The sequence below is a fragment of the Nocardia sp. NPDC050710 genome (assembly GCF_040654375.1).
GTDB lineage: Bacteria > Actinomycetota > Actinomycetes > Mycobacteriales > Mycobacteriaceae > Nocardia.
The window spans coordinates 424,950-437,611 of sequence record NZ_JBFAHV010000001.1; the positions used below are offsets into that span (position 1 = coordinate 424,950).

Genomic DNA, 12,662 nt, shown 5'->3' on the forward strand with positions numbered 1-12,662 from the left:
CGGGCTCAGTTCTCGTTGCGCGCCTTGGGGAATCGGGTCTGCTTGGCGACCCAGCCCGCCATCTGCGCCCAATGACTGCGGCGCGGGGTGACGACGGAGGTCAGCTCGCGGTCCCATTCGTCGGCCTCGGTGAGGCCGTTCACGGCCGCCACGAGCGCCTTGGCGGAGGGCAGGTCGTCTACCACCCGATCACCGAGGATGCCGTCGCTGCCGACCAGGGTGACGCGCACGCCGACGCGGCCGATCGGCTGCAGGACGGCGGTGGCGGAGCCGCCGTGTTCGGCGACGAATCCCTTGACGGAGTCCACGAGGACCCCCGACAGCTTGACCGGGGCCGGGGCAGCAGCTTCAACGCTCATATGCGTGAGTTTACCGACCGGTAGGACACGGTCCAGCCCCGCCTGTGTCGAACCGCCCCGCCGGTGTAGAACTGAATGCTATGCGCGCCATTCAGGTTTCCGAACACGGTGGTCCCGAGGTCCTGAAGTACGCGGAGGTGCCGGATCCGCAGATCGGGCCCGATCAGCTGCTCGTCGATACCGAGGCGATCGGGATCAATTTCATCGACATCTACATCCGGACCGGTTTCTACCCGCAGCCCGTGCCGTACATTCCGGGCGCCGAGGGCACCGGCGTGGTCGCGGAGGTCGGCGCGAATGTGACCGATTTCGCGGTCGGCGACCGGGTCGCGTGGGCCGCGGCGCCGGGCAGTTACGCGCAGCGCGTCGCGGTGAACGCCGCGGTCGCGGTGCCGGTGCCGGACGGGGTGCCCGCACCGGTCGCGGCCTCGGCATTGCTCCAGGGCATGACCGCGCACTACCTGGTCGAGTCCATCTACAAGCCGGAACCCGGTGAATCGATCCTGGTGCACGCGGGCGCGGGTGGCGTCGGACTGATCCTGACCCAGCTCGCGGCGTCCCGCGGCGTCCGGGTCATCACCACCGTCTCCTCCGACGAGAAGGAGAAGCTGTCGCGCGCGGCGGGAGCCGCCGAGGTATTGCGCTACTCCGATGACCTCGCCGACCAGGTTCGCGCCCGCACCGACGGTGTCGGCGTCGCCGCGGTGTACGACGGCGTCGGCAAGTCCACCTTCGAGGCGAGCCTCGCCTCGCTACGCATCCGCGGCACACTCGCCCTCTTCGGCGCGGCCAGCGGTCCGGTGCCGCCGTTCGACCTGCAACGTCTCAATCCGGCGGGCTCCCTCTTCGTCACCCGGCCGACGCTGGTCCACTACACCCGCGACCGCGCCGAATTGCTCTGGCGCGCGGGCGATATCCTCGCCGCGGTCGCGGACGGCACCCTGCACCTCAGGATCGGCGCCACCTATCCCCTGGCCGAGGCCGAGCGGGCGCATCGTGATCTGGAGGGCCGCAACACCACCGGCTCCATCGTGCTACTGCCCTGATCCGAGCGGTCGGCTACGACCCGCAGAACACCGAAGGTCCCGCCGAGTCGGCGGGACCTTCCCTGTCTCCATATTGTGTCACATGTACTTCTAGAGGTACCGCCACTGGATTCGGGCGACCTCGGTGTCGGCGGTGCAGCCCTTGTGCCCATAAAGCAGGGCCGGATCACCTGGACTGATCCCCCCGAGAGATGACGGCCTGGAGAAGGCCGAATCCGAATCTCAGACGGAAAACCTCTCCGCTCTCCAGGTGTCGAGCTGTCAGGACTCGGTACGATGGGCCCCAGGTTTCGAATTCTTCGATTCGATCGAACATTTCAGGCAGTTCGCTTTCGAGTATTTCCCACGGACGCACCACCAAATCAGTTTCTCGACCATCCCGGCGACTGAATTCAGTAGTAGAGAACACGCGCCCAGTCGAATCGAAGGAAACGATGTAGAGAAACTCCTTCCAGATGGGCAGTGAGAATGCGACGCTTCCTTCCGGGTGCGAGCCGGGAACGCGCACCTGGTCCAGCATGGGGAGGATGTTGCTGGCGACCCCACCGTCGAGTACCCAGAGTGCCTGGTGGACGTTGTCAAATTTTGCGAACATGTCCTGTTTCGATGATCCGAGATCGGCCAGCGCGGCGGTGCGGAGCGACTCGGGCGGATCCATGGCCTTCAGCAGATACAGCTGAAAATCCGCCAATCCCAGATCATCCTCCAACATGAGCTACCTCACCGTTTTTCGTCATAGCCGGTCCTCCGTTTTCCGGAAATGCCGCCTTGGCTTTCGCGGCTTCTCCGATCTGTCGACCGGTCTCGGCGAGAATCTGATCCTTGTTCGGTGGCGTGACGTCCGAGTCGTAGTTGTCGGCCAGAGACTCCGCTACTTCCATGAGGATGTTACCGAGGGCGTCTCCCGCGGCCATTGATGCTTTCGCTGTTCGATGGCGGCGAGCAGCCCGCATCGGGTGACAACGACGATGCCAGGGCTTGCATGAACGCGTGTATGCCCGCCAGTGTGTGCGCGGGCATCATGATGTCGCAGTACGGCAGGGCTGCCGCCATCGCACCGGTGGCCGGCCGGAATCGGGCGTCGCCCGCACGGGGATTGAGCCAGATGACGCGCCAGGCCCGCCGTCGAATCCGGGCCATCGCACGGGCGAGGACATCGGGGGTGTCACTGTCCCAGCCATCCGAGGCGATGACGACGACGGCGCCGCGCACCGCATTGCCGGACGCAGTGGTGAGCAACGTGCCGAGGCAGCGGCCGATATGCGTGCCGCCGTAGCGGTCGACTACCTTGTCGTTGGCCCGTGCCACCGCGACATCCGGCGAACGGTGCGCCAGCACCGAGGTCAGCCTGGTCAGCGAGGTGGAGAAGGCGAATACCTCGGGGCGATCGGGCGAACGGCGCTGCATCGCGGCCCGCATGAGGTGCAGGTAGACCGTCGAATACGGCTGCATCGAGCGGCTGACATCGCACACCATGACGATTCGGCGCGGGCGGCGGCGGGGACGAGTGCGGACCAGCACCGCCGATTCCCAGCCGGTGCGGCGGGAGTTGTTCATCGTTGCCCGGAAGTCGATCCGCTTGCCGTGCGGATGGTTTTCGTAACGCCGACTGCTGCGCTGCGGCCAGTGCGCCGACGCCTGCTCCAGCCAGGCCCCGACCGTCCGCAGATCGTCCGGATCGAAGTGGTCGAACGGTTCCTGCGCTCGTGCCGCGAACCGGCTCGGCAGCACGTCGGGCAGCGCCACACCCCGGTCGGTCGATCGATCGGCATCGATCGCCGATCGCAGTGTCGCCCAAGGGACTTCGCCACCCTGCCGAGACTGCCCCCGACCTTCTACGCGTGGTGCCGACGCGCGTTCGGCGGGCAGTCCGCGCGTTCGGCTCGGCGGGTCGACGCCCAGCACCGTATCGGCGAACACCGCCGCGAAGACCGCGTCGAAGGCAGCGAGATCCTGCATGCGATCGACGAGCGTGAGCCGTGCGGCCCAGTAGAACTCGGTGCGCGACCGCGGCGCCATGTGGCGCAAGGCTTGCACGAACAGCGCGGGCCCGCTCGGCGCCACCGCGACGCCACCACGGCGCAGCCGAGCGACTACCGCGACGGCGAATGCGGCCAGATCGACGCCGCGCAGCAATACCGCCCGTGTCATCGTTACCCGCGCATCCGCCTGCGTACCAGGATGATCGCGAGCACGGCCGCCAACACGAACGCGACCGCCGGCGCATACTTCTTGATCATCGCGGGCCCGACCAGATCGACGAGGTCGAGCGGTGCGGGCTCGGATTGTGCGACCGGTTGCGGACGTATCCCTCGGCTGTCCGGCCCGACTTCCGCCTTCGAGGCCGAATCGCCCTCCGCGAGTTTCGCTTCGAGGGATGTGACGAATTGACCGACCAGTTTCTCGGATACCTGTTGCAACATCCCGCTGCCGAACTGGGCGAGCTTGCCGACGATCCTGAGGTCGGTGTCCACGGTGACGCGGGTCTTGTCGCCGTCTTCGCGCAGTTGCGTGGTGATGGTCGCCGCCGCGTTTCCGGATCCGCGTGCATCCCGGCCGCTACCGTTGATGACAGCGCGATGGTCGTGGTCGTCGCGCTCGACGAAATTCGCCTTCCCGGTGAACTCGCTGGTCACCGGACCGACCTTGACCTTCATCTTGCCGAGGAACTGATCTCCCTCCCAGCCGACCATCTGGGCGCCCGGCATGAGCGGGACCACCTGCTCGAGGTCGGTCAGCACCTCCCATGCCCGCTCGATGGGTGCGTTGACGGTGAACTCGTTGGCGATCTTCATGGAGTCTCCCTCTCATCCGGTAGCGAGGCTTCGGGTGTATTCGACGAATGCCGCGTGCACGGCGGCGCGGTCGTCGGGTGTCTTGGCCAATGCGCTCAGCGCGGCGACCGCTTCCGGCGCGGTGAGATCGGCGACGTCGAGCGTCGCCAGCGCGGCGATCCAGTCGATGGTCTCCGCGACGCCGGGCGGCTTGTCGAGATCGAGATCGCGGGCGTGGGCGACGAATCGGGTGGCGTGTTCGATCAGCGCGTCGGTCGCCCCCGGCACGGTGCGTCGCACGATCGCCACCGCGCGGGCCGGCTCCGGGTAGTCGATCCAGTGGTAGAGGCAGCGCCGCCGCAGTGCGTCGTGCAGGTCGCGACTGCGGTTCGAGGTCAGCACCGCGAGCGGCGGATGCTCGGCGACAAAGGTCCCGAGTTCGGGAACGGTCACCGCGGCCTCACCGAGGAATTCGAGCAGCAGCGCTTCGAATTCGTCGTCGGCACGGTCGATTTCGTCGACCAACAGCACCGGGGGCGTCGGACCGCGATAACGCACACAACGCAGGATCGGGCGGTCGACCAGGAATGCCTCGGTGAAGAGGTCGGCTTCGGTGAGGTCGGCGCCGCGCGCCTCGGCGAGCCGGATACTGAGCAGCTGACGCTGGTAATTCCAGTCGTACAGCGCCTCGCTCACGGTGAGGCCCTCGTAACACTGCAGACGGATCAGCGGTGCACCGAGCACGGTGGCGAGGGTCTTCGCCGCCGTCGTCTTGCCTACTCCCGGTTCGCCCTCCAGTAGCAACGGCCGACCCAACGTGGTGGCCAGATAGAAGGCGGCGGCGGTTCCGGTATCGAGCAGGTAGTCGTCGGTGTCGAATCGTCGCACCACGTCCTCGATGTCGTCGAACGGCGACATCATGGTGACGCCGCGGCGCGCAAGCGCTCGTAGTCGTCCCAGGTGTCCACGTCCAAGGGAACCGGTGCGTCGACGTCGAGTCGGGACACCGCGACACGCCCCGACTCGATGATCTTCCACACGGCCTTGTCGCCGTGCAGTCGGGCCAACTCACCGAAGACGCTGCGGCTCAGCCAGAATGGATGCCCGATACCGTCGCGGTAGCGGCAGACCGTGATCGCGGCGGTCGTTCCCTCGGCGATCAGTCGGTCGACCGTCGCCGCCGACAGGCCCGGTTGATCACCGAGCATCAGTACGATTCCGGCGGCCCGGGGATGCACCGCGCTCAGAGCCGAACGTAATGACGACGAACAGCCCGAATCGAAGTCCTCGGCCATGACCACCTCCAGCCCGGTGAGATCGACCTGCTGCCGCACCGCCGCCGCCGCACCGCCGAGGGTGACGATGATCTGATCGAAAGCGCAGGATCGCACCACGTCGAGGGTGGCGCCGAGGAGCGTCGTATTCCGATACGGCAGGACCTGTTTCGCCGTGCCGAGACGCCGTGAGGTTCCCGCGGCAAGGACGACTCCGGTGACGAACCCGATTGTCATGAGCCCGTCTTCGTCGCGGCGAAGGACGTGCGGCAGCCCGCGCCGCAGAACCAGTAGTCGACATCGTCGATGATGAGATGTGGTGTGTCCGCCCCGACGGTCACGGCCATACCGCACACAGGATCGACGGCCTCGAACACGACGCTCGCCGAGCGGACCGGAACGGCCAAGCCACCCTTGCGGATCGCCTGGATCAGTTCCGCGACAATCGAGACGGCTATCTCCGCGGACGTCTTGGCGCCGATCGGCAAACCCACGGGAGTGCGCACGCGCGCACGCTCGGCGTCGGTCAATCCGAGCTCGTCGAGAATCGACGCGCCCCGAATCCGGCTGGCCACCAAACCGACATATCCCACACCCGCGTCGAGCGCGACGCGGATCAGCTCGGCTTCCGGGCCACCGTGACTCGCGATCACCATCGCCGTCGTGTCGGTGGGCGAATCCAGTGAGTCGGCATCGGCAACACTGCGCTGCACCCCGAATCCCACCAGTTCGCACATTTCGGCCAAGGCGTCCGCGATAGGTGTCGCGCCGCAGATGCGCACCAGCGGTGCTGGGTTCTGTGGCTCGAGGAAGATCTCCAGCGCTCCGCCGGACAGACAGGGATTCACCACCACCGCCGCGCCGGGCGCCTCCGGGAACTGCAGATCGCCATCGGGTAGCACGCGCAGCAGCACGCTCTCGTTCGACTGGAGGGCACCCAGCGCCGCCTTACGGACCGAGTTCTGGGCGCATTGGCCGCCGACGAATCCTTCGATCGTCCCGTCCTGCAATAGGATCGCCTCGTCGCCCGCGTGCGCCGAGGTCGGCTGCTGGGCGCGCACGACGGTCGCGTGCACGAACGGCGTCCGGGAGCCGACCAGCTGCTGTACCCGCTCGGCGATCTTCATCGGTGATCCCATCGCTCACATCCACTCAGATGGGCGGTGTGGCCCGCCCCTGCATCGCTTCCCAGACCCGCGACGGCGTCAGCGGCATATCGGCGTGCCGAACTCCGAACGGCGCCAACGCATCCACCACCGCGTTGACCACCGCCGCCGGTGATCCGACGGTGGCCGATTCGCCGACGCCTTTCGCTCCGATCGGATGGTGCGGTGAGGGGGTGACCGTGTACCCGGTCTCGAAATGCGGAACCTCGAGCGCGGTCGGGATGAGGTAATCCATCAGGGATCCGCCGAGGCAGTTACCGTCCTCGTCGAAGGCGATGATCTCCATCAGCGCCATACCGATGCCGTCGGCGAGGCCGCCGTGCACCTGGCCCTCGATGATCATCGGATTGATCCGGGTTCCACAGTCGTCGACGGCCAGGAAACGCCGGACCTTGACCACGGCCGTCCCCGGGTCGATGTCGACGACGCAGAAGTACGCACCATAGGGGTAGGTGAGATTTTCCGGGTTGTAGCAGATCTGCGCGTCGAGTCCACCCTCGATGCCCTCGGGCAGATCGGCGGTGCCGTGTGCGCGCATCGCGATCTGCTGGATCGTCACGGCCGCGGACGGATCGCCCTTGACGTGGAACGAGCCCTTCTCCCACTCCAGGTCGGCGACGGAGACCTCGAGCATGCCGGACGCGATGATCCGCGCCTTGTCGCGCACCTTCCGCGCCACCAGTGCGGCAGCCGCGCCCGAGACCGGTGTCGACCTGGTGCCGTAGGTGCCAAGGCCGAACGGAGTCTGATCGGTGTCGCCGTGCACCACGTCGATGTCGTCCGGTGGTATGCCGAGTTCCTCGGCGACGATCTGGGCGAACGTCGTCTCGTGCCCCTGCCCCTGGGTCTGCACCGACAGGCGCACAACGGCCTTGCCGGTCGGATGGACACGCAGCTCACATCCGTCGGCCATACCGAGTCCGAGGATGTCCATATCCTTGCGCGGACCCGCGCCGACGGCCTCGGTGAAGAAGGACATCCCGATGCCCATCAACTCGCCGCGGGCGCGCTTGTCCCGCTGTTCCTTTCGCAAGGCGTCGTAGCCGATCATGTCCATCGCCAGTCGCATGGTCTTCTCGTAGTCGCCGGAGTCGTAGGTCCAGCCGGTCTTGCTGGTGTACGGGAACTGTTCGGGGCGAAGGAGATTCCGTAGCCGCAGCTCGGCCGGATCCATCTTCAGTTCATAGGCCAGGCAATCCACCAATCGCTCGACGAAGTAGACAGCCTCGGTGATCCGGAACGAGCACGCGTAGGCGACGCCACCGGGCGCCTTATTGGTGTAGACCGCGGTCACCTTGCAGTAGGCGGCCTCGATGTCGTAGCTGCCGGTGAAGACGCCGAAGAAGCCGGCCGGATATTTCAACGGCGCGGCCTGGCCGTTGAAGGCGCCGTGATCGGCGAGCACCGTCGACCGGATGGCCAGGATCTTGCCATTGGAGTCGGCGGCGATCTCGCCGACCATGATGTAGTCGCGAGCGAACCCGGTGCTGGTGAGATTTTCGCTGCGATCCTCCATCCACTTCACCGGTTTGCCCAGCAATAACGAACCGACGATGGCGCAGACATATCCCGGATAGATGGGCACCTTATTGCCGAACCCGCCGCCGATATCGGGTGAGATCACCCGGATCTTATGTTCGGGCAGCCCCGCCACCAACGCGTAGAGCGTGCGGTGGGCATGCGGCGCCTGACTCGTCGACCACAGCGTGAGCTTGCCCGTCACGGGATCGAGATCCGCGACGGCGCCGCAGGTCTCCATCGGGGCGGGATGCACTCGCGGATAGACGATCTCCTGCTTCACGACGACGTCGGCGCGCGCGAATACCGCCTCGGTCGCGGCGGCGTCGCCGGTCTCCCAGTCGAAGCAATGGTTGTCGCGCTTGCCCTCGAGATCGTCGCGGATCACCGGCATCTCGGGCGCCAGTGCGGTCCGGGCGTCGATCACCGGATCGAGCATCTCGTATTCGACGTTGATGAGTTCCAACGCGTCACGCGCGGAGTAGCGATCCTCGGCGACGACGAAGGCCACCTCTTGGCCCTGGAACCGGACCTTGTCCGTCGCCAGCACCGCCTGGACATCATTGGAGAGGGTCGGCATCCAAGCCAGGCCCTTCGCCGCGAGGTCCGCGCCCGTGACAACCGCCTTGACCTTCGGATGTGCCTGTGCCGCGGAGACATCGACGCTCACGATCCGCGCGTGCGCGAACGGGGACCGCAGGATCGCCAAATGCAGCATGCCGGGCAGCGACACATCGTCGACGAAGTTGCCGCGTCCGCGAATGAACCGCGGATCCTCCTTGCGGAGCATCCTGCCGTGACCACACGGCTTGTGGTCGTTGTCTACCCGGTCTTCGGGCCGGGACTCGACGGTGGTCATGACGTGCTCCCTACCGGCGTCGGCGGGGCGGCGGGTTCGGGCTCCACCGCTTCACCTCGTTGCTTCGCCGCGGCCCACTGGATCGACCGCACGATGGTGGTGTATCCGGTGCAGCGGCAGATCTGGCCCGAGATCGCCTCCCGGATGGTCTGCTCATCGGGATTCGCGTTGCGGTCGAGCAGGGCGCGGGCGGTGATCATCATTCCGGGCGTGCAGAATCCGCATTGCAACCCGTGACACTGCATGAAGCCCTCCTGCACGGGATCGAGCTGTCCGTCCACCTCGAGCCCCTCGACCGTGCGCACCGCGTGGCCGCTCGCCATGGCGGCGAGCATGGTGCACGACTTCACCGGCTCGCCATCGAGCTCCACCACACAGGTGCCGCAGTTGCTGGTGTCGCAGCCCCAGTGGGTTCCGGTGAGCCGCAATTGATCTCGCAGGAAATGCACGAGCAAGGTGCGTGGCTCGACCTCCGCGGTCACCGGCTCGCCGTTGACGGTCATATTTACCTGCATGGCTAATTCCCTTTCAGCGCAGCATCATCCAGTACCCGCTCGACCGCGGTGCGCAGCGCGCGAATCGTCAGTTCGGACGCGAGATGGCGCTTGTAGTCGGCGCTGCCGCGCGCATCGGAGACAGGTGAGCACGCCGCGCTCGCCCGGCGGCCCGCCTCCGCGAAAACCTCCTCGGCGGGCGGCTCACCGATGAGCACGCCGGCCGAAGCGGCGAGCGCCGCTGGATCGGGGTCGACCGCCGTCAGACCGATCCGCGCGGCCGCGATCGTCCCGCCCTGCAATGTCACCGTCGCGCCCGCCGCCGCGACCGCCCAGTCGCCGACCCGGCGCTCCACCTTCTCGTACGCACTCGATGTCCTATGCCGCACGGGAATTCGGATCTCGATGAGAATTTCGTTGTGCGACATGGCGGTTTCGTACGGACCGACCAAGAAGTCGTCCATCGCGATCTCCCGTTCGCCGGACGGTCCGCGCACCAGGCAGGTGGCGCCGAGGACCGTACAGACCGTGGTGAGATCTTCGGCCGGATCGGCCTGGCACAGCGAACCTCCGATCGTGCCGCGGTTGCGCACGACCGGATCGGCGATCACGCGCTCGGCGTCACGGAAGATCGGGCACACCGCCGCGAGGCGGTCGGATTCGAGTAGGTTCCGATGCCGGACCATGGCACCGATTCGCACCAGGGTCGGATCGGTGACGATGTATCCCAGCTCGGCAGCCAGGTCGTTGATGTCGATGAGATATTCCGGATTGGCCAGACGCAGCTTCATCATCGGCAGCAGGCTGTGCCCGCCCGCGATGATGCGCGCCTCCTCCCCCAGCCGGTCCAGTAGTCCGATGGCGTGATCCACGCCCGTTGCGCGCTCGTATTCGAATGGCCCAGGAACTTGCATGTGATCGACCTCACATCAGCGGGAATAGGCCCAGCCTTTGCCCCGCCGGTGCAGTCGTCAAGACCGATTTAAGGAATCACTTAATTCGCTGTTCGTGACCGGTGTGTGGTGGATCCGGCCGCCGGTCCGGGTCAGTGCAGCGCCGTGTCCGCCCCAACGTCGCGCGATGATCTCGGCCGCGATAGACACCGCTGTCTCCTCGGGTGTCCGGCCTCCCAGATCCAGCCCGATCGGGCTGGCAAGCCGGGAGAGTTGCTCGTCGGTGAGGCCGGCCTCTCGCAACCGGGCCAGCCGCTCGTCGTGTGTGCGACGCGACCCCATGGCGCCGACATAGCCGATCTCCGGCGCGCGCAGTGCCACCTCGAGCAGCGGAACGTCGAACTTGGGATCGTGGGTCAGCACACAGACGACGGTCCGCGAATCGACCGCGCCTGCCGCGACCTGCGCGGCCAGGTAGCGGTGCGGCCAGTCGACGACGACCTCGTCGGCGGTCGGGAACCGGGCGGAGGTGGCGAAGACCGGCCGCGCGTCGCACACCGTCACCCGGTACCCGAGAAACGATCCCTGCTGGGCGACCGCGGCGGCGAAATCGATCGCCCCGAACACCAGCATCCGCGGCTGCCGGGCATAGCTGGCGACGAAAACCGCCATGCCCTCGCCGCGACGCTGCCCGTCCGGACCGTAGGACAGCACCTCGCTGCGGCCCGCCGCGAGCAGACCACGGCCGTCATCGATCACCGCATCGTCGGCGCGCGCCGACCCCAGCGTGCCGTGCGCCTCGCTCGGCCGGATCAGCAACCGACGCCCCACCCACGCGGCACCCGGATGCTCGATGACGGTCGCGATCGCGACCGGCCGCTGATCGGCGATATCCGCGGCGACCTCACCGAGTTCAGGAAATGTCTCCCGTGAGATCGCCTCGACGAAGATATCGATGATGCCGCCGCAGGTGAGACCAACGGCGAATGCGTCGTCATCGGAGAAGCCGTACCGCTGCAGCACCGGACGACCGGTCCGGATGACGTCGGTGGCGAGTTCATAGACCGCGCCTTCGACGCAGCCACCGGAGACCGAACCGCCGACCGTGCCGTCCGGGGCGACAACCATGGCGGCACCGGGCGGTCGCGGAGCCGACCGGAAGGTCCGCACGACCGTCGCGACCCCAGCCGTGCCCCCGGCGTCCCAGGTTGTCATCAGATCCGCGAGCACGTCCTGCATGATGCGTTCTCCAGGCGCAATGCGGCGGTAGGCACCGCGTTCACCTCCAAACTAGACTCGAATCGTGACGCCCGCCCAGCTTCGGGCCTACTCGACCGTGGTGCGGCTCGGCTCCGTCCATGCGGCGGCCAGAGAGCTGGGGATGTCCGACGCCGGTGTCTCGATGCACATCGCCCAGCTGCGCAAGGAGCTCGACGACCCGCTGTTCACCCGCGCGGCGACGGGTCTGACTTTCACGCCCGGCGGGCTGCGCCTGGCCAGCCGGGCGATCGAGATACTCGGATTGCAGCGCCAGACCGCCGTCGAGGTGAGCGAGGCGGCGCACGGCCGACGGCTGCTGCGCATCGCGGCATCGAGCGCATTCGCCGAACATGCCGCGCCCGGCCTCATTGACCTGTTCGCGGCGCGGGCGAAGGATCTGTCGGTCGAGCTGAGTGTGCATCCCACCAGCCAGTTCCGCAGGCTGATCGAGACCCGTGCGGTGGATATCGCACTGGGGCCCGGGCCGGACGGCACCGACACGACCATCACCGCCCGGCCGTTCCTGAAGTATCAGATCATTTCGGTCGCGCGCCCCGACAGCCCGCTGGCAGACCTCGCACCACATCCGGCGCTGCTGCGGGAGCAGCAATGGATGCTGGGCCCCAGCGCCGGCAGTGTCGACGGGCACATCGCGACGATGCTGCGCGAGTTGGCCATTCCCGAATCACACCAGCGGATCTTCCAGAGCGACGCCGCCGCCCTCGAAGAGGTCCGCCGTGTCGGGGGCATCACCCTGACGATCGGCTTCGCGGTCTCCTCCGACCTCGCGACCGGTCGGTTGAGCCACATCAAGGGACCCGGCCTTCAGGTATCCGATGAGTGGTGCGCGACCACCCTGCCGCCCGACACTCGCCAGCCCGCGGTGTCGGAACTGCTGCGGTTCATCACCACCCCGCGATGCCTCCAGGCGATGATCCGCGGGTCCGGGGTGGGCGTCACCCGGTTCCGCCCGAAAGTGCATGTGACGCTGTGGAGTTGAACGCGGGCACCGCTCTGCG

The 12,662-nt window shown here is 67.0% G+C and carries 13 protein-coding genes; 2 read left to right on the top strand and 11 right to left on the bottom strand.

What is annotated here, in order from left to right:
* Nucleotides 1-5 precede the first annotated feature (5 nt).
* Nucleotides 6-359 carry a hypothetical protein gene (locus tag AB0H61_RS01930; protein ID WP_357298014.1) on the bottom strand — a complete coding sequence of 118 codons (354 nt, stop codon included), beginning with the start codon at nucleotides 357-359 and terminating at the stop codon, nucleotides 6-8.
* Nucleotides 360-439: 80 nt separating this feature from the next.
* On the opposite strand from AB0H61_RS01930, the gene AB0H61_RS01935 reads away from it, so the two are divergent.
* Complete coding sequence (locus AB0H61_RS01935; RefSeq protein WP_357298016.1) at nucleotides 440-1,405, top strand: quinone oxidoreductase; 966 nt, start codon at nucleotides 440-442, stop codon at nucleotides 1,403-1,405.
* Between the two features lie 166 nt (nucleotides 1,406-1,571).
* Here AB0H61_RS01935 and AB0H61_RS01940 read toward each other — a convergent pair whose 3' ends face one another.
* The 10 genes from AB0H61_RS01940 to AB0H61_RS01985 form a co-directional block, all read right to left on the bottom strand.
* Nucleotides 1,572-2,117, bottom strand: coding sequence for a hypothetical protein (locus tag AB0H61_RS01940; RefSeq protein ID WP_357298018.1), 546 nt, complete (start codon nucleotides 2,115-2,117; stop codon nucleotides 1,572-1,574).
* Nucleotides 2,118-2,293: 176 nt separating this feature from the next.
* Nucleotides 2,294-3,556, bottom strand: a complete 1,263-nt coding sequence (locus AB0H61_RS01945) for a VWA domain-containing protein (RefSeq protein WP_357298020.1) — start codon at nucleotides 3,554-3,556, stop codon at nucleotides 2,294-2,296.
* Between the two features lie 2 nt (nucleotides 3,557-3,558).
* The gene (locus AB0H61_RS01950) at nucleotides 3,559-4,200 is read right to left on the bottom strand and encodes an SRPBCC family protein (RefSeq protein ID WP_357298022.1); all 642 of its coding nucleotides are present in this window, start codon (nucleotides 4,198-4,200) and stop codon (nucleotides 3,559-3,561) included.
* Nucleotides 4,201-4,212: 12 nt separating this feature from the next.
* Complete coding sequence (locus tag AB0H61_RS01955; RefSeq protein ID WP_357298024.1) at nucleotides 4,213-5,100, bottom strand: MoxR family ATPase; 888 nt, start codon at nucleotides 5,098-5,100, stop codon at nucleotides 4,213-4,215.
* The gene (locus tag AB0H61_RS01960) at nucleotides 5,097-5,690 is read right to left on the bottom strand and encodes an NTP transferase domain-containing protein (RefSeq protein ID WP_357298026.1); all 594 of its coding nucleotides are present in this window, start codon (nucleotides 5,688-5,690) and stop codon (nucleotides 5,097-5,099) included. The genes AB0H61_RS01955 and AB0H61_RS01960 overlap by 4 nt, the downstream gene beginning before the upstream one ends.
* The gene (locus AB0H61_RS01965; protein ID WP_357299808.1) at nucleotides 5,687-6,580 is read right to left on the bottom strand and encodes an XdhC family protein; all 894 of its coding nucleotides are present in this window, start codon (nucleotides 6,578-6,580) and stop codon (nucleotides 5,687-5,689) included. The genes AB0H61_RS01960 and AB0H61_RS01965 overlap by 4 nt, the downstream gene beginning before the upstream one ends.
* A gap of 25 nt (nucleotides 6,581-6,605) precedes the next feature.
* Nucleotides 6,606-8,996 (bottom strand): aerobic carbon-monoxide dehydrogenase large subunit, encoded by a 2,391-nt coding sequence (locus tag AB0H61_RS01970; protein WP_357298028.1) that lies wholly within the window; start codon nucleotides 8,994-8,996, stop codon nucleotides 6,606-6,608.
* Nucleotides 8,993-9,511, bottom strand: a complete 519-nt coding sequence (locus tag AB0H61_RS01975) for a (2Fe-2S)-binding protein (protein ID WP_357298031.1) — start codon at nucleotides 9,509-9,511, stop codon at nucleotides 8,993-8,995. Before AB0H61_RS01975 ends, AB0H61_RS01970 begins: the two co-directional genes overlap by 4 nt.
* 2 nt (nucleotides 9,512-9,513) lie before the next feature.
* Nucleotides 9,514-10,404 (bottom strand): xanthine dehydrogenase family protein subunit M, encoded by an 891-nt coding sequence (locus AB0H61_RS01980; protein ID WP_357298033.1) that lies wholly within the window; start codon nucleotides 10,402-10,404, stop codon nucleotides 9,514-9,516.
* 57 nt (nucleotides 10,405-10,461) lie between these two features.
* The gene (locus AB0H61_RS01985) at nucleotides 10,462-11,622 is read right to left on the bottom strand and encodes an XdhC/CoxI family protein (protein WP_357298035.1); all 1,161 of its coding nucleotides are present in this window, start codon (nucleotides 11,620-11,622) and stop codon (nucleotides 10,462-10,464) included.
* Nucleotides 11,623-11,686: 64 nt separating this feature from the next.
* Between AB0H61_RS01985 and AB0H61_RS01990 the strand changes: the two genes are divergently transcribed.
* A complete protein-coding gene (locus AB0H61_RS01990; RefSeq protein ID WP_357298037.1) occupies nucleotides 11,687-12,643 on the top strand; it encodes a LysR family transcriptional regulator in 957 nt (318 codons plus the stop codon).
* Nucleotides 12,644-12,662 lie beyond the last annotated feature (19 nt).